Annotated in this window: 21 protein-coding genes and 1 tRNA gene; 5 read left to right on the top strand and 17 right to left on the bottom strand. The window is 55.2% G+C overall.

What is annotated here, in order from left to right:
* Position 1: 1 nt before the first annotated feature.
* From E0L21_RS12455 to proB, 4 genes are all read right to left on the bottom strand, one after another.
* Positions 2 to 1,168, bottom strand: coding sequence for a tyrosine-type recombinase/integrase (locus E0L21_RS12455; protein ID WP_131409910.1), 1,167 nt, complete (start codon positions 1,166 to 1,168; stop codon positions 2 to 4).
* A 164-nt stretch (positions 1,169 to 1,332) separates the two neighbouring features.
* A tRNA-Thr gene (locus E0L21_RS12450) sits at positions 1,333 to 1,408 on the bottom strand.
* A 111-nt stretch (positions 1,409 to 1,519) separates the two neighbouring features.
* Positions 1,520 to 2,773, bottom strand: a complete 1,254-nt coding sequence (proA, locus tag E0L21_RS12445; protein WP_131409908.1) for a glutamate-5-semialdehyde dehydrogenase — start codon at positions 2,771 to 2,773, stop codon at positions 1,520 to 1,522.
* An 11-nt stretch (positions 2,774 to 2,784) separates the two neighbouring features.
* Positions 2,785 to 3,888 (bottom strand): glutamate 5-kinase, encoded by a 1,104-nt coding sequence (gene proB / locus E0L21_RS12440; protein WP_131409906.1) that lies wholly within the window; start codon positions 3,886 to 3,888, stop codon positions 2,785 to 2,787.
* Positions 3,889 to 4,185: 297 nt separating this feature from the next.
* On the opposite strand from proB, the gene phoE reads away from it, so the two are divergent.
* Entirely contained in the window at positions 4,186 to 5,286 is a 1,101-nt protein-coding gene (gene phoE / locus E0L21_RS12435) for a phosphoporin PhoE (protein ID WP_131409904.1), read from the top strand.
* A 139-nt stretch (positions 5,287 to 5,425) separates the two neighbouring features.
* Here the strand turns inward: phoE and crl are convergent, their stop codons facing one another.
* The 3 genes from crl to gpt all read right to left on the bottom strand — a co-directional run bounded on the left by crl (position 5,426) and on the right by gpt (position 7,693).
* Positions 5,426 to 5,824 (bottom strand): sigma factor-binding protein Crl, encoded by a 399-nt coding sequence (crl, locus tag E0L21_RS12430; protein ID WP_017458780.1) that lies wholly within the window; start codon positions 5,822 to 5,824, stop codon positions 5,426 to 5,428.
* Between the two features lie 57 nt (positions 5,825 to 5,881).
* The gene (gene frsA / locus E0L21_RS12425; RefSeq protein ID WP_131409902.1) at positions 5,882 to 7,126 is read right to left on the bottom strand and encodes an esterase FrsA; all 1,245 of its coding nucleotides are present in this window, start codon (positions 7,124 to 7,126) and stop codon (positions 5,882 to 5,884) included.
* 108 nt (positions 7,127 to 7,234) lie between these two features.
* Positions 7,235 to 7,693, bottom strand: a complete 459-nt coding sequence (gene gpt, locus E0L21_RS12420) for a xanthine phosphoribosyltransferase (RefSeq protein WP_072567436.1) — start codon at positions 7,691 to 7,693, stop codon at positions 7,235 to 7,237.
* A gap of 262 nt (positions 7,694 to 7,955) precedes the next feature.
* On the opposite strand from gpt, the gene pepD reads away from it, so the two are divergent.
* A complete protein-coding gene (pepD, locus tag E0L21_RS12415) occupies positions 7,956 to 9,413 on the top strand; it encodes a cytosol nonspecific dipeptidase (RefSeq protein ID WP_131409900.1) in 1,458 nt (485 codons plus the stop codon).
* 425 nt (positions 9,414 to 9,838) lie between these two features.
* Here the strand turns inward: pepD and dinB are convergent, their stop codons facing one another.
* Positions 9,839 to 10,894 carry a DNA polymerase IV gene (gene dinB, locus E0L21_RS12410; RefSeq protein ID WP_131409898.1) on the bottom strand — a complete coding sequence of 352 codons (1,056 nt, stop codon included), beginning with the start codon at positions 10,892 to 10,894 and terminating at the stop codon, positions 9,839 to 9,841.
* A gap of 349 nt (positions 10,895 to 11,243) precedes the next feature.
* Here dinB and dpaA point away from each other — a divergent pair, with 349 nt between their 5' ends.
* Positions 11,244 to 11,981, top strand: coding sequence for a peptidoglycan meso-diaminopimelic acid protein amidase (gene dpaA, locus E0L21_RS12405; RefSeq protein ID WP_131409896.1), 738 nt, complete (start codon positions 11,244 to 11,246; stop codon positions 11,979 to 11,981).
* On the opposite strand, the gene E0L21_RS12400 is transcribed toward dpaA, so the two are convergent.
* Both E0L21_RS12400 and lpcA read right to left on the bottom strand, forming a co-directional pair.
* Positions 11,952 to 12,719: a class II glutamine amidotransferase gene (locus E0L21_RS12400; RefSeq protein ID WP_131409894.1), complete on the bottom strand. Its 768-nt coding sequence runs from the start codon at positions 12,717 to 12,719 to the stop codon at positions 11,952 to 11,954. The two genes, dpaA and E0L21_RS12400, sit on opposite strands and share 30 nt — an antisense overlap.
* Positions 12,720 to 12,854: 135 nt before the next feature.
* The gene (lpcA, locus tag E0L21_RS12395) at positions 12,855 to 13,436 is read right to left on the bottom strand and encodes a D-sedoheptulose 7-phosphate isomerase (RefSeq protein WP_017458774.1); all 582 of its coding nucleotides are present in this window, start codon (positions 13,434 to 13,436) and stop codon (positions 12,855 to 12,857) included.
* Between the two features lie 238 nt (positions 13,437 to 13,674).
* On the opposite strand from lpcA, the gene fadE reads away from it, so the two are divergent.
* Together fadE and E0L21_RS12385 are read left to right on the top strand one after the other, a co-directional pair.
* Entirely contained in the window at positions 13,675 to 16,122 is a 2,448-nt protein-coding gene (gene fadE / locus E0L21_RS12390; protein ID WP_131409892.1) for an acyl-CoA dehydrogenase FadE, read from the top strand.
* Positions 16,123 to 16,234: 112 nt separating this feature from the next.
* On the top strand, positions 16,235 to 17,005 hold the full coding sequence (locus E0L21_RS12385; protein WP_131409890.1) for an amidohydrolase: 771 nt from the start codon (positions 16,235 to 16,237) through the stop codon (positions 17,003 to 17,005).
* A 35-nt stretch (positions 17,006 to 17,040) separates the two neighbouring features.
* Here the strand turns inward: E0L21_RS12385 and E0L21_RS12380 are convergent, their stop codons facing one another.
* The 7 genes from E0L21_RS12380 to E0L21_RS12350 are packed head-to-tail and all read right to left on the bottom strand — an operon-like array spanning position 17,041 to position 24,809.
* Complete coding sequence (locus tag E0L21_RS12380; protein WP_131409888.1) at positions 17,041 to 18,642, bottom strand: gamma-glutamyltransferase family protein; 1,602 nt, start codon at positions 18,640 to 18,642, stop codon at positions 17,041 to 17,043.
* A 9-nt stretch (positions 18,643 to 18,651) separates the two neighbouring features.
* Entirely contained in the window at positions 18,652 to 19,527 is an 876-nt protein-coding gene (locus E0L21_RS12375; RefSeq protein ID WP_131409886.1) for an ABC transporter permease, read from the bottom strand.
* A complete protein-coding gene (locus E0L21_RS12370; RefSeq protein ID WP_086873169.1) occupies positions 19,527 to 20,471 on the bottom strand; it encodes an ABC transporter permease in 945 nt (314 codons plus the stop codon). The genes E0L21_RS12375 and E0L21_RS12370 overlap by 1 nt, the downstream gene beginning before the upstream one ends.
* A 21-nt stretch (positions 20,472 to 20,492) precedes the next feature.
* Positions 20,493 to 22,007: an ABC transporter substrate-binding protein gene (locus tag E0L21_RS12365; RefSeq protein WP_170312063.1), complete on the bottom strand. Its 1,515-nt coding sequence runs from the start codon at positions 22,005 to 22,007 to the stop codon at positions 20,493 to 20,495.
* An 11-nt stretch (positions 22,008 to 22,018) separates the two neighbouring features.
* Positions 22,019 to 23,086, bottom strand: coding sequence for an ABC transporter ATP-binding protein (locus E0L21_RS12360; RefSeq protein ID WP_131409884.1), 1,068 nt, complete (start codon positions 23,084 to 23,086; stop codon positions 22,019 to 22,021).
* A complete protein-coding gene (locus E0L21_RS12355) occupies positions 23,083 to 24,096 on the bottom strand; it encodes an ABC transporter ATP-binding protein (RefSeq protein WP_131409882.1) in 1,014 nt (337 codons plus the stop codon). The genes E0L21_RS12360 and E0L21_RS12355 overlap by 4 nt, the downstream gene beginning before the upstream one ends.
* The gene (locus E0L21_RS12350; RefSeq protein WP_131409880.1) at positions 24,093 to 24,809 is read right to left on the bottom strand and encodes a FadR/GntR family transcriptional regulator; all 717 of its coding nucleotides are present in this window, start codon (positions 24,807 to 24,809) and stop codon (positions 24,093 to 24,095) included. Before E0L21_RS12350 ends, E0L21_RS12355 begins: the two co-directional genes overlap by 4 nt.
* Positions 24,810 to 24,895: the final 86 nt, after the last annotated feature.

Here is a 24,895-nt window from a genome sequence, read left to right as displayed (position 1 = left end):
TTCATCCTAATATCTTGTCTGCGTACCAATTTAGCATTTCTTTACGGTTGCAATAGTAATCAGCATGATTATAGACACCTCGAATTTTATTCTTATCGCTGTGAGCAAGTTGCATTTCAATCCATGTAGACTCAAACCCATATTCATGCAAAATCGTTGACATCGTATGCCTAAAACCATGTCCAGTCACTTTTCCTCCATACCCAATACGCTTGATCAACTGGTTGATGCTAGCCTCACTCATAGGCTTGTTCGGATTGTTACGTCCAGGAAAAACGTACTTATAGTTCCCAGACAGGATCTTTAGCTCATTAAGTAAATCTAACGCTTGAGTTGATAATGGCACAAGATGTGGCCTGCGCATTTTCATCCTTTCAGTAGGGATTTCCCAAATAGCGTTACCCAGATCAAATTCTGACCACAAAGCCGCACGTAATTCGATGGTTCTTACACCGGTGATCATCAGTAATTTCGTAGCAATCTGGACAAGCCGACTCCCTGTGTAACTGTCCAAAGCACGCAGAAAATCAGGTATCTCATCAGCTTTGAGAAAGGGGAAATGATTGGATTGATGCACTTCAAGGGCGCTGGATAGTTCAGACGCAGGATTAAACTCAGCTCTACCTGTGGCGATAGCATAGCGGAAAACCTCAGAACAGCGCTGCCGTACCTTTCGCATCTTTTCTAGAGCGCCCCGTTTTTCAATTTTACGCAGCACATTAAGCAGTTCTAAGGGTTTAATCTCACCGACTGGCCTTGCACCTACATACGGAAAAATATCGTTCTGAAACGCTTCCATAATGTCCGAGGCATATCCTGGCGACCATTTGGTTGACTTCATTTGATGCCACTCTTTGGCTATCTTTTCGAAAGCATTCTCAGACTCGGTTTGCAACGCGAGCTTTTGCTCTTTTCGAATCTCACTAGGGTTTTTTCCTTCCGCGACCAGTTTCCGAGCTTCGTCACGACGTGAACGTGCATCGGCAAGTGTGATCGTTGGATAAACACCAAGCGAGATCATTTTGGGTTTACCGGCAAAGCGATAGCGGAACCGCCAGCTTTTGCTTCCGTTTGGTTCAATAAGCAATGACAGCCCCAGGCCATCTCCCAATGTATAGGCTTTAGCTTCAGGTTTGGCGCGGCGAATCTGCATATCGTTTAAAGGCATGTGTATAGGAATCCAGGACCGAACAGGAACATATACACAATCCTATACACATTCAGTACCGGATTCTACTGGATGGTTATGGACTAACACGGATTAAAGATGCAGTAAAAACGTTATAAATCAGAGAGGTTATGGATGGTCACGGACGTTTGAGGAAGTTGGGGTGGTGCCGATAATAGGAGTCGAACCTACGACCTTCGCATTACGAATGCGCTGCTCTACCAACTGAGCTATATCGGCCCTGCGATGCGTTCACGAGCGTGAATCACGGTGTAGAAGGTTAAAACTAAGCGGGTGATGCGTCAATGCCCTTGGGAATCAAACGGCTACTTTTGCATCACCCTTTTTCAATTAAGCACGAATCGTGTCGTCGCCGAAACCAATCCACTTATAGGTCGTCAATGCTTCCAGCCCCATCGGGCCGCGCGCATGCAACTTCTGCGTGCTAACCGCCACCTCCGCACCCAGGCCAAACTGTCCGCCGTCGGTAAAACGTGTAGAGGCATTCACATATACCGCAGAGGAGTCCACTTCATTGATAAAGCGGTCTGCATTGCGCAGTGTACGCGTGAGGATGGCATCAGAGTGCTGAGTACCGTGCTGGCGAATATGATCGATGGCCTCATCCAGACCCGCCACGATTTTCACGTTCAGATCCAGCGATAAAAACTCGTCGTCGTACTGCTCCACCTTCACCGCTTCCACTTTCGCCGGGCCGTTTTTCAGCAGTGCCATTGCCTGCTCATCCGCATGCAGTGTCACGCCACTTTCCGCCATCTGCTTGTTCAACGCAGGCAGGAACTGCTGCGCGATAGCCTGATGTACCAGCAGAGTTTCCACCGTGTTGCAGGTACTGGGACGTTGGGTTTTCGCGTTAACGATGATTTTTAACGCCGGATCGATTTCCGCAGATTCATCGACCACTATATGACATACGCCGATACCACCGGTGATCACCGGGATGGTCGACTGCTCGCGGCACAGCTTATGTAAACCAGCACCACCGCGCGGAATCAACATGTCGATGTATTTATCCATGCGCAGCATTTCATTCACCAGCGCGCGGTCCGGGCTTTCGATAGCCTGTACCGCACCGGCCGGTAAGCCGCACTCTTCCAGCGCCTGCTGGATAACTTTTACAGTGGCGGCATTGGTACGCCAGGTCTCTTTACCACCGCGCAGGATCGCGGCGTTACCGGTTTTCAGGCACAAAGAGGCGACATCCACAGTGACATTAGGGCGCGCTTCATAAATCACACCAATCACGCCCAGCGGCACGCGGCGGCGCTCAATGCGCAGCCCACTGTCCAACAGACCACCATCAATCACCTGTCCGACCGGGTCCGCCAGTTTGCAGACCTGGCGCACATCGTTGGCGATCGCGGTTAAGCGCACCGGGTTGAGCGCCAGACGGTCAAGCATCGCATCGCTCAGCCCGTTGCGGCGCGCTTCCAGCAGATCCTGTTCGTTCGCGAGCAGGATCTCTTCCGCCTGCGCTTCGAGATAATCAGCGATTTTTTCCAGCACGCGGTTTTTCTCGCGGCTGGAGAGCAATGCCAGCTTGTATGATGCTGCTTTGGCAGCGATGCCCATTTGTTCCAGCATACTTCTGCTCCTTAACGGGTAATCATGTCGTCGCGGTGCACCGCGACAGGGCCGTATTCGTAGCCCAGAATGGCGTCAATCTGCTGCGAGTGTTGCCCGGCAATGCGACGCAACGCATCGCTGTTATAACGGCTTACACCGTGAGCGATATCGCGGCCTTGCAGATTACGAATGCGGATCACTTCACCACGAGAGAAGTTGCCTGTCACGCTTTTAATGCCTTTGGGCAGCAAGGAGCTGCCACGTTCCAGAATGGCCGCTGTCGCACCTTCATCAACGGTGATTTCACCGGCAGGCGGCGCACCAAAGATCCAGCGTTTACGGCTCTCCAGCGGCGACTCCTGCGCGTGAAAGCGCGTGCCGACGGAAAGACCTTCCATAACATCGCCAATCACACCAGGCTTGCTGCCCGCAGCGATAATGGTGTCGATCCCGGCGCGGCAAGCAACATCAGCGGCTTGCAGTTTGGTACCCATGCCGCCCGTACCGAGGCCGGAAACGCTGTCTCCGGCTATTGCGCGCAGCGCATCGTCGATGCCGTAAACATCTTTAATCAGTTCCGCATCCGGGTTGCTACGCGGGTCGGCAGTAAACAGACCTTGCTGATCGGTCAGCAGCAGCAATTTGTCGGCACCGGCAAGAATAGCGGCGAGTGCGGAGAGGTTGTCGTTGTCGCCGACTTTGATTTCCGTGGTGGCAACGGCATCATTTTCGTTAATCACCGGCACGATATTGTTGTCGAGCAGCGCACGCAGCGTGTCGCGCGCATTGAGGAAACGCTCACGATCTTCCATATCGGCGCGCGTCAGCAGCATCTGCCCAATATGGATCCCGTAAATGGAAAACAGTTGTTCCCACAGTTGAATCAAACGGCTCTGCCCTACCGCCGCCAGCAGTTGTTTCGAGGCGATGGTCGCGGGCAATTCCGGGTAGCCCAGATGCTCGCGCCCGGCGGCAATCGCGCCTGACGTCACAATTACAATTCGGTGCCCGGCGGCGTGTTGCTGCGCGCACTGACGCACCAGTTCAACAATATGGGCGCGGTTCAGGCGACGGGAACCGCCCGTTAAAACACTGGTACCGAGTTTTACCACCAGCGTCTGGCTGTCACTCATGATTCTCTGCCGTTTTTTAAGGAAATATAAGGAAAGTAAATCGTCGTCAGACGTTGTAACAGGAGTCAGAGCGATTGCCAACTGCCAGTGCTATCAGCTCACTTTTTTGTTGCGCGGGATCAGCAAGCGTAGCGGCAGTATTTGACACTTTTATGGCAAACACAAAAAAACATAACTTTTTAAAAATATTCTTACTTTGTCATAAATGTTTAATTTCGCAGCGTTAAAACCCTTTCTGTTTTTCACGGGGCGTATGCCCAGCGAATATTAGCGCGTTAGTCAAAATCAGGAATCAAAATGAAAAAGAGCACTCTGGCATTAATGGTGATGAGCGTTGTCGCTTCTGCTTCTTCTGTTCACGCAGCGGAAGTTTATAACAAGAACGGCAACAAACTGGACGTGTACGGCAAAGTGAAAGCCATGCACTACTTCAGTGACGATACCACCAACGACGGTGACAAAACTTACGTGCGTTTCGGCTTCAAAGGCGAAACACAGATTAACGATCAACTGACCGGTTTTGGCCGTTGGGAAGCTGAATTTGCTGGTAACAACGACGAAACCAACAACAACAATTCAGCGACCAGCCAGAAAACCCGTCTGGCGTTTGCTGGTCTGAAAGTCAAAGATTTTGGTTCTATCGACTACGGTCGTAACCTGGGCGTGCTGTACGACGTGGCTTCCATTACGGATATGTTCCCGGAATTCGGTGGCGACGGCCTGGCCCGTACCGATAACTTCATGACCAAACGTACCTCTGGCGTTGCGACTTATCGTAACACCGACTTCTTTGGCATGATCGACGGCCTGAATATGAGCCTGCAGTACCAGGGTAAAAACGAAAGCAACCGCGCTGTCAACAAACAAAACGGTGACGGCTGGGGTACTTCACTTTCCTATAACTTCGGCGGTAGCGCGTTCAGCCTGATTGGCGCTTATGCGAACTCTGACCGTACCAACGCGCAGAACACCGCTGCCTTTGGTCGCGGCGAGAAAGCCGAAGCCTGGGCAACCGGCGCGAAATACGACGCTAACAATCTGTACATCGCCACCATGTACGGCGTCGCTTACAACATGACGCCTGTATCTGCCGCAGCGAGCACCGGGCTGGGTTCAGGTTTTGCTAACAAAACAGAGAACTTTGAAGCGGTTATTCAGTACCAGTTCGACTTCGGTCTGCGTCCGTCTCTGGGCTATGTCCTGACCAAAGGCAAAGACCTGGAAAAAGGTGTTGGCGACGAAGACTTGGTTAACTACGTCGACGTTGGCGCAACTTACTACTTCAACAAGAACTTCTCTGCGATGGTTGACTACAAAATCAACCAGCTTAAAGACGACAACAAACTGGGCCTCGCTAATGACGATGTTGTTGCCGTTGGCGTGACTTACCAGTTCTAAGTTGCCGTAACTGTAATACCCCTCGTTATATTGAATGCCCTCGCGTGAGGGCATTCATTTGCCTGATTCAGGTAGAAGGCTGGGAAACTGCGACCAGGCCCGATAAGCATAAGCTATCGGGCATTTTTTATGCGGGGTTTTACGCGGTGAGCTTCAATTGTTCTTTGAAGTTCTCGGCAGGTTCCAGCTTCAGCTCGAGTGAAGCCAGCAGGGTTTTCGCACGTTCGTGAAAATCGCGCAGCGTGTGCTCTAAACGATCGGTAACTTCCTGATCTTTTATCGCCGTGGGTTTCCATTGCCCTTCTTTATCAAAAAGGCCGAACTGATAACGGTAGGTAAAACGCGTCTCCTGCGCTTCCATTTCCATCCACCAGCCCCAGAACTCTCGTTTTTCCGGCGCGGGTTTAACATTCACGCAAACTGCCAGGCAATCAAAGAAAAAACGGTTCTCTTCGCATTGCTCTTCGCGGATATAAGGCCCTAGCGCAGTAAACTTTTTAATCAACCTGCTTCTCGGATGTCCACTCGGTAACGTCATTGCGATCTCCTTTTGTGAAGCAACTGTTTTACCAAACCGATAGAATTTATCAATCTATTAACGGAAATGATGGTTGATCCATCCGGTTATTTGTTGCAACGCCTTATCAAAATTCCGATAAACCGGATTAAACGGGATTTCCAACAGTTTGCCGTTGCCAGATGACGAGGTGATTAAACGCGACTCCTCCTCCGGACTGAAGGGATCATTTTGCCAGAAACCGGAAAGCATCGGCGTGGGACAACGTCTGCCGAGTAAACCTTGGGTTTTCAGCGAGTAGCGATTCAGTTCCACGCGCAGCGCTTCGTCGGAAGCGTCGTGCATCCCCAGGCGGCTGGCGAGTACATCCAGATACATCTCCGGCACACGTCCCTGGCGCTGCGGATCACTGAGCAGTGCATGCACCACCGGCCCAAGGCAAGCCACCGCTTTCAGGCGTGGAGATTCAAGGTACGCCAGACGCACCGCCACATTCGCGCCAAAGCGAAAACCAAATGCCGCCACCCGCGTGTGATCGATCCACGGAATGTTCGGCAGCGCTTGCAGCGCATGCTGATGCAGCAGGCTGGAGTCCTGCGTCAGTTTCCATTTTGAAGAGAAGCCAACCGACGGCATATCCAGCGTCAGCATCGCTATGCCTTGCGGCGCGAAATAGCGTTCAAACAGGGTGTAATAGTCGCTTTGCAGTCCATCCAGCCCGCCGCACATTAATACCGTCGGGAACGGGCCATCGCCCGGTGGCATATGCAGAAATCCGGTGACTGGCGTGCCGCCAGGAATGGCGAACTCCAGCTCTTTGATCTCCCCCGGCAGACGCTGCACCGCCTCTTCATACGCGCGGTTCGCCAGCGCTTGCGCCTGCTCAGCCAGCGTATCGCCTTTGATATGGGGATAGGCGGCAATGCTGAACAAACTGGACGCATGCAGCCAATGGTGACCGCTTACCTCCGGCGCTTGTTCCTGCATCGCTTTTTGCTGCCACAACATGGCCTGCACGGACCATTCATAGATCCAGTTACCGTTACGGTAACCCACCACCGTGTCATACAGTTCCGGGTCGGTGCGTTCAGCCTGACACATCACAATGCGCGCCTGTACTTCGAGGATCTCTCGCGGATCTACGCCGCGCCAAACCCACATCAGCCGGTTGAGCATGCGATACCAGTGCGGCGGATTTCTGCCATCAAGAGTCGACTGTATCGGCGATTGCGCGCCACGATTAAACCGACGCACCAGCGTCGAGGTTTCGGGGTGCTTGAAGCGGGGTTTAAATAACGTTTCGCTAAGATTGGGCTGTGACATTGCGCGCAGGCTCCGTGTATCTATCACCGGCGGTTATTGTAACCTGTTGCGCGCTAAAAAGAACAACGCCCGGCAAAACCGGGCGTGAGCAAATGTTTCGAAGCAGGATTAACGGCCGCTGATTGGCGGGACAAATGCCACACCCATATCCCACGGTTGCTCAATCCAGGTATCCTGCGGGATATCAATCACATAATCGTCAACCAGCGGACGACCTGCCGGTTTGGCGAAAATAGTGACGAAATGCGCTTTGGGATACATTTCACGAATGGCGACAGCGGTACCACCGGTGTCCACCAGATCGTCGATCACAATAAAACCTTCACCGTCACCTTCTGCGCGTTTCAGTACGGTCAGCTCACGCTGGTTGTCGTGGTCGTAGCTGGAGATACATACGGTATCAACATGACGAATGCCCAGCTCACGCGCCAGCAGTGCGCCTGGCACCAGACCACCACGGCTTACGGCAATAATGCCTTTCCATTGTTCTGAAGGCATCAATCGGGCGGCCAGTTTGCGTGCGTGAATCTGCAACATGTCCCAGGTGACGACGTATTTTTCGCTCATGTGAAGTGTCCCAGCCTGTGTTTTAACGGCTTAAAAATTATTCGAGGGGGAAATAGGTTGCGCGAGATTATAGAGATCTGAAGCGCTAAAAACCAGTATTACCCGGCATTACCGGCGCTTTTTCCGCGCACTGGTGCTCGCAGCGCGGCAATAAAGTGGTATTCTCAACGCCATCTCGCAAGCTGAACGCTTGCGATGTTCGTTTATTTAACCCTGTGACCTGCAAGGTACGTTGCGCAGGCTCTTCGTAAGGAGACTCATCGTGTCTGAACTGTCTCACCTATCGCCACAGCCGCTGTGGGATATTTTTGCCAAAATTTGTTCTATTCCGCACCCGTCCTACCATGAAGAACAACTTGCCGAGCACATTATGGGCTGGGCGAAAGAAAAGGGGTTGCATGCGGAGCGCGACCAGGTTGGCAACATTCTGATCCGTAAACCGGCCACCGCGGGCATGGAAAACCGCAAGCCGGTGGTTCTGCAAGCCCACCTTGATATGGTGCCGCAGAAAAATAACGACACAGTACACGATTTCATCACCGATCCGATTCGCCCGTATGTAGATGGTGAATGGGTTAAAGCGCGCGGCACCACGCTCGGCGCGGATAATGGCATTGGCATGGCTTCCGCGCTGGCGGTGCTGGCAGATGAGAGCGTTGAACACGGTCCACTGGAAGTGCTGCTGACCATGACCGAAGAAGCGGGCATGGATGGCGCGTTTGGCCTGCAAGCGAACTGGCTGCAGGCAGATATTCTGATTAACACCGACTCTGAAGAAGAGGGGGAAATCTACATGGGTTGCGCAGGCGGTATCGATTTTATCACCACCCTGCCCCTCTCCCGCGAAGCCGTACCGGCCGGGTATGAAACCTTCAAGCTGACACTTAAAGGGCTGAAAGGCGGCCACTCTGGCGCCGAAATTCATGTCGGTTTAGGTAACGCCAACAAACTGCTGGCGCGCTTCCTGGCCGGCCACGCGGCGGAGCTGGATCTGCGTCTGCTGGATTTCACTGGCGGTACGCTGCGTAACGCGATTCCGCGCGAAGCAATTGCCGTTATCGCCGTTCCGGCAGAGAAAGCCGCACAGCTGAAAACGCTGGCCAGCGAATATCAGGCAATCCTGAAAAACGAGCTGGAAGCCAAAGAGAAGAATCTGGTGGTGCTGCTGGACAGCGCAACCAGCGATAAAGCCGCGCTGACCACCGCTTCACGCGATACGTTTGTGCGCCTGTTGAACGCGACGCCGAACGGCGTGATCCGCAACTCCGACGTAGCAAAAGGTGTGGTGGAAACCTCACTGAACGTGGGTGTGGTGACGCTGCAAGACGACAACGCCGAGATCATCTGCCTGATCCGCTCGCTGGTGGATAGCGGAAAAGATTACGTGGTGAGCATGCTGGAATCACTGGGTGCGCTGGCGGGAGCGAAAACCGCGCCGAAAGGCGGCTACCCTGGCTGGCAGCCGGACGCGCATTCACCAGTGATGGCGCTGGTGCGTGAAACCTACCAGCGTCTGTTCAACAAAACCCCGAACATTCAGGTGATCCACGCCGGTCTGGAGTGCGGTCTGTTCAAAAAACCGTACCCGAACATGGATATGGTATCGATTGGGCCAACCATTACCGGCCCGCACTCACCTGATGAGCAAGTGCATATCGAAAGCGTGGGTCATTACTGGACCCTGCTGACCGAGTTGCTGAAAGCGATTCCGGCGAAATAAGCCCTTTGTCCGCGCCGCCCGGCGCGGACATCTCTCAGCCTTACACCGCGTTAAACGCCAGCCCTTTAAACAGTTTTCCCCGTTCAATCTGGTGGTGAAACTATCGACGTGCCGATTTCAGCGTCGCGCGTTCATCATCCTTTATTTGTTCCAGACGATGAGCTATCAGCAAGGTTGCTAGCCGTTTATTAGAAAGGCTTTCCGAAGCGAGATAAGAAACCGCATGCGAGAGAGAACAAAGAGAATAACCCGGCTCCCCTTTATATATGAGCAAATAAAAGGAATCGGCAGACGACCCCCGGGGTTCTATGAAAAAGAATGAGTGCTGTAAAGCGACATCAGGACACGGTGAAATGTTTTTGCAGTAACGTAGAAAAAACGTCGGGGATAATAATGAAGTGGGTAATCAATCCGTAGCGTTATTTTTATAACCCTAATACCAGTTGCCGTTCCAGCTGAGGATCAAGTAGCGTGACATGCAACCCGACCAGCCGGACACCGCGCCCGCTGCGGCGGTCATTCCAGGTTTTTTGCGCCGTTGCCAGTAAATCCTCTTTATTTAAACGCGGCCAGACATGCTCCTGAGTCGTGAGCTGGAAATCATTAAATTTCAGTTTCACTCCCTGGCGAGCAATTAACAGATCCGGTTTTACTTTTGCCAGTCGCCGCTCAAGCTCAGGGTACAAATGTTCAATAATCGCTTCGCACTCTTCCCAGCTGTGAATATCTTCCGCCAGCGTTCGCTCCACACCGACGGATTTACGCAGCCGTTCGCTGTTAATTTCCCGCTCATCAATGCCCTGGCTGCGTTCCCATAAAATACGGCCGAATTTACCAAAGCGTTTAAGCAGCATGGCAAGGTCGCTCTTTTGTACATCTTCGCAGGTGCGCAGCCCCAGCTTTTCCAGTTTTGCCGCGGACACCTTCCCCACACCGGGGATTTTGCCGAGCGGCAGCGTGCGCAAAAATGCCGGTACATCAGCCGGTGTAATCACATATTGCCCGTTGGGTTTGTTGAGATCCGAGGCAATTTTGGCGAGAAACTTCACTGGTGCAACGCCCGCTGAAGCAGTCAGTTGGGTTTCTTTAAAAATGGTCTGGCGAATTTCCTGCGCCATCAGCGTCGCCGAACCGTGACAGTGCGGGCTATCGGTAACATCAAGGTAGGCTTCATCCAGCGAGAGCGGTTCAATAAGCGAGGTGTAGCGGGAGAAGATATCGCGGATCTGGTTGGACGCTTCTTTATAAGCGTCAAAACGGCCGGGCAACAATATGAGGTGCGGGCAGAGTTTAAGCGCCATTGCGGTGGGCATCGCGCTGCGCACGCCAAATTTGCGCGCCGGATAGTTCGCCGTGCTGATCACGCCGCGTTGCACCCGGCTGCCGCCGATAGCAATGGGAATATCGCGCAGGGCTGGATTATCGCGCATCTCTACCGCCGCGAAAAAGCAGTCCATATCAACATGTATGATTTTGCGCATGCGTACGCCCTCACAGAACACTGGATAAGTATACAGCACATTTGCAGCAATTGAGAAGCCAGCACGTAAATGCGGCGAAAAGAGGGGAATATAAGGGGTAATTCAGGCTTTTTACTCGCATAATACTCGCCAGCATTCGGCCAAGCATTTGATACGTAATCCTCAAAATCATTCGTGCGAGCCAAAAGCGAAGCCGACAAAGAGGCCGCGTGAAAGACGACGTAGATTGGGGCTTGCGAAAAAATGCCGTAATGCTAATGTGGGCGCTCCAAAACAGAATCGTCTGAATTTTGGGCTTCTTTTGCCGTCCTGGCAATGTGGTATTAGCTTTATCAAGGAAACAAGTAGTATGCGCAAAATCGCATTATTTATTGCGATGCTTCTGCTTCCGTGCGTCTCTTTTGCTGGCCTGGTGAGCAGCAACGGTTCAGTAACGCCGGTCAGCAAAGAATATAAGCAGCAGTTGATGGGGTCGCCGATTTATATCCAGATCTTCAAAGAAGAGCGCACCCTTGATCTTTACGTCAAGATGGGCGAGCAGTATCAGTTGCTCGACAGCTACAAAATTTGTAATTACTCCGGCGGGTTAGGCCCCAAGCAGCGCCAGGGTGATTTTAAAAGCCCGGAGGGTTTCTACTCCGTGCAGCGCAGTCAGTTAAAGCCGGATAGCCGCTTCTATAAAGCTATTAATATTGGGTTTCCGAATAACTACGATCGCGCCCACGGCTATGAAGGCAAATACCTGATGATTCACGGTGCTTGCGTGTCGATTGGCTGCTACGCAATGACGGATTCCGGTATTGACGAGATCTTCCAGTTTGTTACCGCCGCGCTGGTTTTCGGGCAGCCGAACGTACAGGTGAGTATCTATCCGTTCCGTATGACCGACGCCAATATGCAGCGCCATAAATATTCAACCTATGCGGATTTCTGGAAGCAATTGAAGCCGGGTTATGACTACTTCGCCACCACCCACCAGCCGCCGGTTGTTTCGGTAGTGGATGGCCGCTATGTGGTTAGCAAGCCGCTGAACACCGCTGTTCAGCCGCAGCTGGCGTCAAACTACACGCTCCCCCAGGCAAAATAATGCCCACTCGCCTGGCATAATCTTTTGCCAGGTTTCATTGCCGGTTAACGGCTGGGTGGCAATCACGGTAACCACATCGTTTGGTGTGGTTTCCCGCTGAAAATCAATTTCCACATCCTGATCCAGCAGCTTCGCCACGCCAAACGGCGCACGGCGGGTTATCCAGAACAGATTAGTCGAACAAAACGCCATCACATAACGCCCGTCCGACAGCAGCATATTAAAAACACCCTTTTGCCGTAGCTCCACCGCTAATTCCGCAATGTACTTAAACACCGCCGCCATATTCCCCGGCGTACGCGGGTAGCGTTCGGTCAGCTTATGTAACAGCCAGCAAAAGGCTTTCTCGCTGTCGGTTTCGCCAATCGGGCGGAAATTACCCGTCACTAAAGACTTATAACCCATAAGCTGTCCGTTATGCGCATACGTCCAGTTGCGCCCCCACAGTTCGCGGGTAAACGGATGGGTATTTTCCAGCGCCACTTCGCCACGGTTAGCCTGGCGAATATGGGCAATCACCGATCGGGATTTGATCGGATAGTCCTGCACTAATTTCGCAATAGGGGAATTAAAACTCGGTTGCGGATCTTTGAACGTGCGACAGCCCTTACCTTCGTAAAAAGTAATGCCCCAGCCATCTTTATGCGGCCCGGTTCCGCCGCCGCGCTGGACGAGACCAGTAAAACTAAAGCAGATATCGGTTGGCACATTTGCGCTCATACCGAGCAGTTCGCACATACACACCCCCACATAGCGCCCTTATCAGAGAAGGCGTAATTGGTGCAGCCAGTTTGCGCACGGGCAGTGCTTCAACGGTGCGTAGACAGGGGTTCGCGCACTGCCCGAGGCCAAAATGGCAAAAAATAGCCTTTCTTAAGCCTTAACCATCTCTTTTTCAATCAACTGAATCAGGATATGAATCACCTTAATGTGAATTTCCTGAATACGGTCTGCATAGCCAAAATGCGGCACGCGAATTTCAACATCTGCGCTGCCCGCCATTTTGCCGCCGTCTTTACCGGTCAGGGTGATGACTTTCATCCCCTTCTCACGCGCCGCCGCAACTGCTTTGATCACGTTGCCGGAGTTACCGGATGTGGAGATCCCCAACAGCACATCGCCTTCGCGGCCAACAGCTTCCACATAACGGGAGAAAACATAGTCGTAACCGAAGTCGTTGCTGACGCAGGAGAGATGACTCACGTCAGAGATGGCAATCGCCGGATAACCCGGACGGTTTTCACGGTAGCGCCCGGTTAACTCTTCAGCGAAATGCATCGCATCACAATGTGAGCCACCGTTACCACAGGACAACACTTTGCCGCCGGCTTTAAAACTGTCGGCCAGCAATACCGCCGCGCGCTGAATAGCGTGAATATTGGCATCATCTTTCAAGAAGTTCGCCAGCGTTTCCGCCGCTTCGTTCAGTTCGTTACGAATAAGATCCTGGTACATGAGGATATCCTTCAGCATAAATGTAAATAACACTGCGCAGTGTACCGGATACTATTCCAGGCGAGAAGTTAAAGCCGAAGCGCCCCCTGTCGTTTTCATTTTCCGTGCGCGAAAAGCCCTCAACAATGTGAACCAGGTTGTAATTATTTTGTAAACACATTGCTAAAAGAAATCACATCCACTACAACCAATACATCACAAGTGGTCAGACCTCCTACAAGCAAGGGAGCTTTTCTTTATGATGATTTTGAGCATTATCGCAACGGTTGTTCTACTCGGCGCGCTGTTTTACCACCGCGTTAATCTGCTGCTCAGCAGCGTGATTTTGCTGGCGTGGACCGCCGCGCTGGGCGTTGCTGGCCTGTGGTCAATCTGGGTGCTGCTGCCGCTCGCGATTATTCTGGTGCCGTTTAACTTGCCGCCGATGCGTAAAGCGTTAATTTCCGCGCCGGCATTCCGTGGTTTCCGTAAAGTGATGCCGCCGATGTCACGTACGGAAAAAGAGGCCATCGACGCCGGGACAACCTGGTGGGAAGGCGATCTGTTTCGCGGTAACCCGGACTGGAAAAAACTGCATAACTACCCGCAGCCGCGTCTGACCGCCGAAGAACAGGCGTTTATCGACGGCCCGGTGGAAGAAGCCTGTCGCATGGCGAATGACTTCCAGATCACCCATGAAATGGCCGATCTGCCGCCGGAACTGTGGGCGTTCTTAAAAGAGCACCGCTTCTTTGCAATGATCATCAAAAAAGAGTACGGCGGTCTGGAATTCTCGGCTTATGCCCAATCCCGCGTGCTGCAAAAACTCTCTGGTGTCTCGGGTATCCTGGCGATCACCGTCGGCGTGCCGAACTCCTTAGGCCCGGGTGAACTGCTGCAACATTACGGCACCGAGGAACAAAAAAATCACTATCTGCCGCGCCTGGCACGCGGTGTGGAAATCCCCTGCTTCGCGCTGACCAGCCCGGAAGCCGGCTCCGATGCAGGTGCCATCCCGGATACCGGCATTGTCTGCATGGGCGACTGGCAAGGTGAGCAGGTGCTCGGTATGCGCCTCACCTGGAACAAACGCTATATTACGCTGGCACCGATCGCCACCGTGCTGGGCCTGGCATTCAAACTCTCTGACCCGGATAAACTGCTGGGCGGCGACGAAGAGTTAGGCATTACCTGTGCGCTGATCCCAACCTCAACGCCGGGCGTGGAAATTGGACGCCGTCACTTCCCGCTGAACGTGCCATTCCAGAATGGCCCGACCCGTGGCGACGATATCTTTGTGCCGATTGATTACATTATTGGCGGGCCGAAAATGGCCGGTCAGGGCTGGCGTATGCTGGTGGAATGTCTGTCGGTAGGCCGCGGTATCACGCTGCCGTCCAACTCCACCGGCGGCGTCAAATCCGTCGCAATGGGGATTGGCGCGTACGCTCATATCCGCCGCCAGTTCAAAGTGTCGATTGGTAAAATGGAAGGCATCGAAGAGCCGCTGGCGCGCATTGGCGGTAATGCCTACGCCATGGATGCAGCCGCATCGCTGGTGACCTACGGCATTATGCTCGGTGAAAAACCGGCGGTGCTTTCGGCAATCGTTAAATATCACTGTACCCACCGTGGTCAGCAGTCAATCATTGATGCAATGGATATTGCCGGCGGGAAAGGCATCATGCTCGGCGAGGGCAACTTCCTGGCACGTAGCTACCAGGGCGCACCGATCGCCATTACCGTAGAAGGCGCGAATATTCTCACCCGTACCATGATGATCTTCGGCCAGGGCGCTATCCGCTGTCATCCGTATGTGCTCGAAGAGATGGCCGCCGCGCAGAATAACGATGTGGACGCCTTCGATAAGCTGCTGTTCAAACATATCGGCCACGTCGGTAGCAATAAAATGCGCAGCCTCTGGCTCGGCCTGACGCGCGGTTTAACCAGCGCCACGCCGACCCGTGATGCCACTAAGCGTTACTACCAGCATCTGAACCGTGTGAGTGCCAACCTCGCACTGCTTTCGGATGTATCGATGGCGGTGCTTGGCGGCAGCCTGAAACGCCGCGAGCGCATCTCGGCACGTCTCGGCGATGTGTTAAGCCAACTCTACCTCGCCTCGGCAGTGCTGAAACGCTATGACGACGAAGGCCGTCAGGAAGCAGATCTGCCGCTGGTACACTGGGGCGTGCAGGATGCGCTCTACCAGGCGGAACAGGCCATGCACGACTTGCTGGAGAACTTCCCGAACCGCTTTGTGGCTGGCGCCCTGAGCCTGGTGATTTTCCCCACCGGTCGTCACTACCGCGCACCGTCCGACAAACTGGATCACAAAGTGGCGAAGATCCTGCAAACCCCGAGCGCAACACGTTCACGCATTGGTCGCGGTCAGTATCTGACGCCGAGCGAGCATAACCCGGTCGGTCTGCTGGAAGAGGCGCTGGTTGATGTGATGGCGGCGGATCCGATTCATCAGCGCATCTGCAAAGAGTTGGGCAAAAACCTGCCGTTTACCCGTCTGGACGTGCTGGCGCAGCAGGCGCTGGCAAGCGGGCTGATTAATCAGGAAGAGGCCGCATTGTTGAACAAAGCCGAAGTCAGCCGCCTGCGCAGTATCAACGTTGACGACTTTGAACCGGAGGCACTGGCAACTCAGCCGGTGGTAAAAACGCCGGAGAAAGTGCGCAAACCGGAAGCTGCCTGACGAAGTAAGCTGCTGAAAATCCTCTCTTCTTATCGAAACCCGCATCATGCGGGTTTTTTTATTTATCCTCATGCTACAGTGTGCAAATGCTGTCTTACGGGGAGTTGCTATTGTGCCTGGTTTAAAAATTACGCTGTTACAACAACCGTTAGTCTGGATGGATGGCCCTGCCAACCTGCGCCATTTCGATATTCAGTTAGAAGACGTCACCGGGCGTGATGTGATTGTGCTACCGGAAATGTTCACCACCGGTTTTGCCATGGAGGCGGCGAAACAATCCATGCCGCAAGACGAGGTTATCGCCTGGATGCAGAACAAGGCCCGCCAGACCAATGCACTGGTCGCCGGTAGCGCCGCGCTGCAAACCGAGCGCGGACCGGTGAACCGTTTTTTGCTGGTCGAACCGCAAGGTAAGGTGCACTTCTACGATAAACGCCATCTGTTCCGTATGGCCGATGAGCACCACCACTACGAAGCGGGTAACGAGCGCGTGGTGTTTGAGTGGCGCGGCTGGCGCATTCTGCCGCTGGTCTGTTACGACCTGCGCTTTCCGGTGTGGTCGCGCAACCGCAATGATTACGATCTGCTGCTCTACGTTGCCAACTGGCCAGCGCCGCGCTCGCTGCACTGGCAATCTCTGCTGGTTGCCCGCGCGATTGAAAACCTCGCCTGGGTGGCGGGCTGCAACCGCGTCGGCACCGATGGTAACGGCCACCACTATCGTGGCGACAGTCGGGTTATCAGCCCGCAGGGCGAAATTATCGCTACCGCCGAGCCACACCAGGCGGCGCGCATTGACGCCGAGCTGTCATTAAGCGCGTTACAGGAGTACCGCGAGAAATTTCCGGCCTGGCAGGACGCCGATCCCTTTACGCTGGAGTAACGCGACCCCCTCTCCCTGCCGGGAGAGGGTGCTTATCAGCTCACCAACGCCTGCCCGTCTTTGCGGCTCTCTGTTGCTGCGACGTAGTGGCCTTCCGGCATCCGGTAAATGACCTGCGCACCGCCAAAGTTATAGCCCGCCAGCGGATCTTCCACCGTTATCACATGCCCGCGCTCGCGTAATGCGGCAATGACGTTACGGTCAAAACTCGCTTCAACGGACACCTCTCTGCCCTGCACAACTCGCCAGCGCGGCGCGTCGATCGCCGCCTGCGGGTTTTGCCCGTGCAGCATAATGCGTAGCGCCATTTGCAAATGACCCTGCGCCTGCATTGGCCCGCCCATCACGCCAAACGACATGAGCGGTTTGCCATCTGCGCCCATCGCAAAACCAGGAATAATGGTATGGAACGGGCGTTTGCTGCCCGCCAGCGCATTCGGGTGTTTTGGATCAAGCACAAAACCGCAGCCCCGGTTTTGCAGGCTGATGCCGGTTTCCGGCACCACAACGCCGGAGCCAAAACCCATAAAGTTGGACTGAATAAACGACACCATCATGCCGCTGGCATCGGCGGTAGAAAGGTAAACCGTACCGCTTTGCGTCGGTGCGCCATAGACAAAATCAGACGCGTTATCCGGGTCGATCAGCGCCGCACGCGATTTCAGATAGTCGTCACTGAGCAGCAGTTCTGCGGCAAACTCCAGGTGCTCGTCGTCGGCAACATAGCGATCAAGATCGGCCAGCGCCAACTTCATGGCTTCAATGGCAAGATGCTGAGACTGCACTGAGTCCGGGTGGTGATGAGCAATATCACACTGTTCAAGGATGCCGAGTGCAATCAGCGTGGCGATCCCCTGCCCGTTCGGTGGTAACTCTTGTACGGAGCCACCGGCAAACTCACGCGACAGCAACGTAACCCAATCGGCTTTATGATTCGCCAGGTCCGCTTCGCTCAGGTGCGCGCCGTGTGCGTTGGCGAATGCGGCAATCTTCTGTGCCAGCTCACCGCGATAAAATGCTTCACCATTAGTCTGCGCAATAAGCTCCAGCGTGCGCGCCTGCGCCGGGTTACGGAAAATTTCGCCGATCTTCGGTGCGCGCCCTTCCGGTGCAAAGCAGGCGCTAAAACCCGGCTGATCTTTCAGTTTGTGGTAGCCGCGCTGCCACAAATGGCCAATCAACGGCGAAACGGGAAAACCATTGCGCGCATACTCAATGGCCGGCTGCGCCAGCGTGGTCAGCGGCAGTGTGGCAAAACGTTCCGCCAGCGCCACCCAACCGGATACCGCGCCCGGCACAGTGACCGCATCCCAGCCCAGTTCTGGCACTGCCGTTTTCCCCGCGAACATATCCGCATGCCAGCTCGCTGGCGAACGCCCGGAGGCATTCAATCCGTGGAGTTCTTTGCCGTCCCAGACAATGGCGAATGCATCGCTGCCGATCCCGCAGCCGGTCGGTTCAACAACCGTTAATGCCATCGCGGTGGCAATCGCCGCATCCACCGCGTTACCACCGAGTGCGAGCATACGCATCCCGGCCTGCGCCGCCAGTGGCTGTGAGGTTGCGACTGCGTTGCGGCCGATCATCGGCGCGCGATACGATGCATAATTAACTTTGAAATCAATCGGCTTGGTCATCAAAACTCCTTAGTCGTGGCGCGGATCGAGCGCATCGCGCAGCCCGTCGCCGAGTAAATTAAATCCCTGCACGGTCAGAAAGATGGCCACACCGGGGAAAATAGACATCCAGGGCGACTGTTCCAGAAAGCCCTTCGCCGTGTTCAGCATCGCGCCCCACGACGGGTACGGTGGCTGCTGGCCGAGGCCGAGAAACGAGAGGCTCGCTTCGGTAATGATCGCCGAAGCGATCGCCAGCGTAGCCTGCACGAGGATCGGCGACATCACATTCGGCAGCACGTAGCGCACGATGATCCAACGATCCGGCAGACCAATCGCCCGCGCGCCGTCGATGTACTCTTCGTTACGAATCGCGATCACCTGGCCGCGCGTCAGGCGGGCAAAGATAGGCATCGCCGACAAGCCAATGGCGATCATCGCGTTGGTCAGGCTGGGGCCAAGAAACGCCCCCAGTGCAATCGCCATAATCAGGAACGGACAGGCGAGCAGCGCTTCGATAACGCGGGAAATCACGCCGTCCCAGATGCCCTGAAAGTAGCCCGCCAGCAAGCCGAGCGGTACACCGATCGCGACCGCGATCACTACCGACACGCACCCCGCCAACAGCGAAGTGCGCGCGCCCCAAATCATGCGTGAGAGAATATCGCGCCCCAGCTCATCGGTGCCGAACCAGTAAAGCTCGGAAGGGGGTTTGCGTACTGCCAGAAAGTTCGCCTTGACCGGATCAAACGGCGCGATCCACGGTGCGAGCAGTGCAATCAGCACAAACACGCCGACAATCACCGCACCAATGACCGCGCTACGGTTAGCGAGGAATTTTTTCAGCACCCGGTTTTCTGTACGTGGCAGCGATGCCGCCACGCCGGTGGTGGACAGTTCGGCCATTATTCGCTCCGCATTTTCGGGTTGATTAACACATACAGCACATCCGCCAGCAGATTCAGCGCGAGAAACCCAATCGCCACCACCAGCACCACGCCCTGCACCACCGCGTAGTCCCGGTTGAATACCGAGTCGACAATCATCTTGCCGAAACCAGGAATGGTGAACACCTGCTCGGTCAGCACCGCGCCACCCAGCAGCTCGCCAAACAGCAGCGTGGTGAGGGTAATCACCGGCACCAGCGCATTACGAAACGCATGTTTCATGATCACCGCTTTTGGCAGCAACCCCTTGGCGCGCGCAGTGCGAATATAATCCGCTTTCAGTACCGCAATCATCGACGCGCGGGTATGGCGCATTAACGTTGCCGCCAGCCCCGTTCCCAGCACCAGCGCAGGCAACAACAATGTACGCAGGTTCTGCAACGGATCTTCACTAAACGGCACAAAACCCGAGGCGGGCAGCCATTGCAGGTTGACGGAAAAAATGAGGATCAGCAGGATCCCCAGCCAGAAGTGCGGCACCGAAATGCCGGAGATAGCCACAAAGTTGGCGCCGTGATCGATCCAGCTATTCTTGTTCACCGCCGCCAGAATGCCCATGCTGATACCGAACAGCAGCGCAATGACCATCGCCAGTAGCGACATCTCCAGCGTCACCGGCAGCTTGGTGGCAATCAGGTGCGTTACCGGCTCCTGTGTGCGCAACGAGACGCCAAGATCGCCCTGCAACGCGCGAGTCAGCCAGTGAAAGTACTGCACCGGAATCGGCGCATCCAGGTTCAGCTCCGCACGCAACTGGGCGATGACCGCCGGATCGCGCTCCTCGCCCAGCATTGCCGTTAGCGGATCGCCGGGCAGCAGCTTTTGCAGCCCGAACACCATCATGCTGACCAGCAGCAGGGTCGGAACGGCGAGCAGCAGGCGTTTGCAAATCAATTCCAGCATGGTTTCTCCAGGCGTTACCGTTTAGTTGGCGAGCGACAGACCCGCCAGGCGCACAATGCCGTCCGGGTAGGGTTTGAAGCCCTGCACTTTCTTGTTCAGCCCAAACAGGCGCGGCTCAAAGTAGAGGTAGGCAATCGGCATATCCGTTTGCAACTGTTTCACGACCTTTTCATACAATGCCTGCCGGGTTGCCGGATCGTTGTGCAAACGCGCCTGCGTCAACCACTCATCCACCTGCGGGTTGCTGTAGCGACCATCGTTGAGCGTGCCTTTGCTATTGATGAAGCCGAAGATGCTGCCATCGGGATCCGGGCGACCAGACCAGCCGGAATAGCTAAGCTGAAAATCGCCGGTTTGCTGCCTGTCCAGCAGGGTGGCAAATTCGGTCATTTGCAGATTGACGTTGAAACCCGCTTCGGCAGTCATCGCCTGCAGCACCTGGCCAACCTGCTGCGACGTCGGGTTGTTCGGCACCAGCAGTGAGACGGTGAGCGGCGTCTTCACTCCTGCCGCTTGCAACAAGGCTTTGGCTTTTTCCACATCGCGCGGCGGCACCGGCAGTTTGACGTGATACGGGCTGACAGGCGAAAACGCCTGATTCGCCGGGGCGTATAACCCTTCGAATACCACCTGGTTGAGCGCCTCGCGGTCAATCGCCAGCGAGAACGCCTCGCGCACGCGCGCATCTTTGAACGGATCGTTGGCCGGGACTTTGCCGTTATTGATATTAAACGTGATGCCCTGATACCCCAGCCCTGTCACTTTCGCCAGTTGCAGTTTGCTATCGGCCTCTACGGTTTTCACATCGCTGGCGGCAATCCCTTCGGTCAGATCGAGATCGCCCGCACGCAGGTTCGCCAGTCGTACGGAGGCATCCGGGATCGGCAGGTAGATAACTTTGTCGAAGTGGTACGCGCCTTTGTTCCAGTAGTTGTCAAAACGCGACAACACAATGCGATCTTGTGAAACGCGGCTGTCAAATTTATACGGGCCGGAACACACCGGGTGGGCGGCGAAATCCGCTTTCTTCGCCGCATTTGGGGCCAGCATCGCGCCGGCGCGATCGGTTAATTGCATCAGCAACGCCGAGTCCGGCGTTTTCAAATGCAGCTTGATTTGCATCGGCCCGTTGACCTCCACGGACTCGATCGAAGAGATTTCACTTTTACGCAGCGAACCCGGCAGCGTCAGCGCACGGTCAAGACTGAATTTCGCCGCTGCGGCGTCAAACTTCTCGCCATCGTGAAAAGTCACGCCCTCACGCAGATCCATGGTCAGGGTTTTGCCATCCTCGCTCCACGACCAGGCTTTCGCCAGCCCCGGCACCACTTTCAGGTTTTCATCCACGTCCACCAGCCGGTCGCACAGCGAAGCGAAGACAAAACGGCCATAGTAAGTACGCGCCAGGTGCGGATCGAGCATATCCGGATCCGCGCCAAGACCCACGCGCAGCACACTTTCAGCCTGAGCAGGCAATGCCGCGCCCAGCAACATGACACTTCCCAGAACGGTCAAAAGCGAATTTCGCATCATCATTATTGTTTCCTTTAAGGGGAGGAGTGAGAGGCCGCGTATTCAAACAGCGCGCGACGGCGCAAAAACGCGGCTGAGGGGGGAGCAATCTGAATCACGCTGCGGTCGCGGTTAATCTCTTGCCAGCGATGACAAGAAACCTGGCGACCGCCTTCGAGCACCTGAGTAATGGGCTCGTGTTGACGGCACTCGTCTGTCGCAAACGGACAGCGAGTGTGAAAACGACAGCCCTGCGGCGGGCTGGAGGGATTGGGTAAATCGCCCTGTAACAGCGGCGTTTCACGCACAATGCCGGGTTGCGGCTGCGGTGCGGACGCGATCAGCGCCTGGGTATACGGGTGCAGCGGCGCATCGAAGATCTCATCCACCGTTGCCATTTCCACTATTTGCCCAAGGTACATCACCGCCACGCGATCGCTCATATGGCGGATCACCGCTAGCCCGTGCGCAACAATGATCATCGTTAAGCCAAGCTGTTGCTTCAGCTTCTCCAGCAGGTTTACCACCTGCGCTTGCACCGACACATCCAGCGCGGAAACTGGTTCATCGCCAAGCAGCAATTTCGGCCCGGAAGCCAGCGCGCGGGCAATGCCAATACGCTGGCGCTGGCCGCCGGAAAACTCGTGCGGGTAGCGTCTGGCCCAGGCGGCAGGCAGGCCGACGGTGCCGAGCAGCTCCGCGACCCGAGCCTGGCGCTCCGCTTTGCCCATTTTCTGGTGCAACCACAGCGGCTCGCCGACAATTTGCTCCACGGTCATACGCGGGTTCAGCGAAGCAAACGGATCCTGAAAGATAATTTGCAGCTCGCGCCGGAGCTGGTTTAAGCGCGCACCGCTGGCGTGAGTGATCTCCTCACCCTGGTAGTAAACGCGACCTTCGGACGCTGCCAGCAAGCGGAGCAACAGGCGGCCAAGGGTCGATTTTCCAGAGCCAGACTCACCGACAATTGCCAGCGTTTCGCCGGGGTACACCGCCAGCGAAATACGATCGACGGCAGTAAGATAACGTTTTGGTGCAAACAGGCGGGTTGGCCCGGCAAAACGTTTGCTCAGATCATGAGCTTCGAGAATCGGCGTACTCATGCGGTTTCTCCCAGCGCGATGTGCTGTTCAAGAGGGACGCGGAAACAGGCCACCAGATGGCCTTTCCCTTGCGGTGTCAGTGGGGGTTTTTGCTCCAGGCAGCGCGGCTGCGCAAACGGGCAGCGGGTAGCGAAACGGCAGCCTTGCGGCATCGCTTCCGGCAGCGGCACCGCGCCGGGAATGGTCGACAGTTGCCCTTTTCGCGCGCCCAACGAAGGGATCGATCCCATCAGGCCAATGGTGTACGGGTGCTGCGGATCGGCAAAAATCGCCTCCACGCTGCCCTGCTCCACCACTTGTCCGGCGTACATCACCGCCACCTGCTGCGCCACTTCCGCCACCACACCGAGATCGTGGGTGATCATCAATACGGCGGTGCCGGTTTCGGCTTTCATGGTATTGAGCAGCGCGAGGATCTGCGCCTGAATTGTTACATCCAGTGCGGTTGTCGGTTCGTCGGCAATTAACAGGCGCGGCTTGTTGATGAGTGCCATCGCGATCATCACCCGCTGGCGCATACCGCCGGAAAGCTGGTGTGGATACGCTTTCAGACGCATCTCCGCCGCCGGGATCTGCACTTTTTCCAGGATGCGAAGCGCCGCCTCGTGCGCCGCTTTCGCCGATACATTTTGGTGGCGTATCACCGCTTCACTGAGCTGGTCACCGAGCGTAAATGCCGGGTTGAGCGAGGTCATCGGTTCCTGGAAAATCATCGCCAGTTCGTTGCCGCGCAGGTCGGCATATTCGCGCGGAGAGAGTTGACGCAAGTTATGGTCGCGAAACTGCATCTCTCCGCCAAGGATCTGTGCGCTGGCGGGCAGGAGCCCCATCAGCGCCAGCGAGGTAATGCTTTTACCGCAGCCGGACTCCCCCACCAGCGCCAGCGTTTCTCCACCTTTGACGGTGAGCGAAATTCTGTCCAGCACGCTCACCGGGCTGCCAGCAAACTGCACCTCCAGGTTATGCAAGCGGAGCACCGGCGCAGCCTCTTTAAACGGGATCGTCGTCATGGGGTATCGTCCTCAAGATGAATGGCCTGAATCAAGGCGTGTTGCAGGTCGAGCAAGTGTTCACGCATCGCCGTCGCCGCCTCATGTGGCTGGCGCTGGCGAATAGCGATCATGATGCGGTGATGGTGATCGTTGTAGCGATCCACTTTCGCTGGCGTTCGCGCCAGTTCACGCAGATGGTGCCAGGCCGGTTCGCGCCGCACCGCGTCAAGGGTGTCAAAAAGACCGAGCATCAGACGGTTTCCTGCCGCCTCGGCGATAGCCCGGTGAAAAGCGCTGTCCCACAGCTCATTCAGATCCGGATCATCCGGGTTAACGTTGTCGATGCGTTCCAGCATGCGTTGCATTAGCGCCAGGTTTTCCGGGCTGGCACGAAGCGCCGCCAGCCGTGCAAGACCGGGTTCAATCTGCAAACGGGCTTCCATCACTTCCAGCATATTGGTTTGTTGCACGAGTCCCTGTAGTGCGTGAGACGCGACCGGTGCCGCAGGGCCAATAAACGTGCCTTTGCCCTGCTTACGCCAGATTCGCCCCTCTTCTTCCAGCACGTCCAGCGCACGACGCACTTCCCGTCGCCCAATACCCAGCGTTTCCGCCAGCTCACGTTCCGTAGGCAGAGGAGTCCCTGGTGTTGACTCATGTTGGTGAATCAGCCCACGAAGTTGTTCAAGCGCTGTACTGGAATTTGCCAGATAGCGTGACGGTTTTTCCATATTGGTTCATCCGCGTTTCGCGTTATCTTTTTATTAAATTACAGTCAGTTAACACTTACACTGACTGTATGCCTCGCTACTTCCTA

Origin of the sequence: Kosakonia quasisacchari, assembly GCF_004331415.1 — a bacterium.
Taxonomy (GTDB): Bacteria; Pseudomonadota; Gammaproteobacteria; order Enterobacterales; family Enterobacteriaceae; genus Kosakonia; species Kosakonia quasisacchari.
This window is presented reverse-complemented; position numbering and strand designations above follow the sequence as displayed.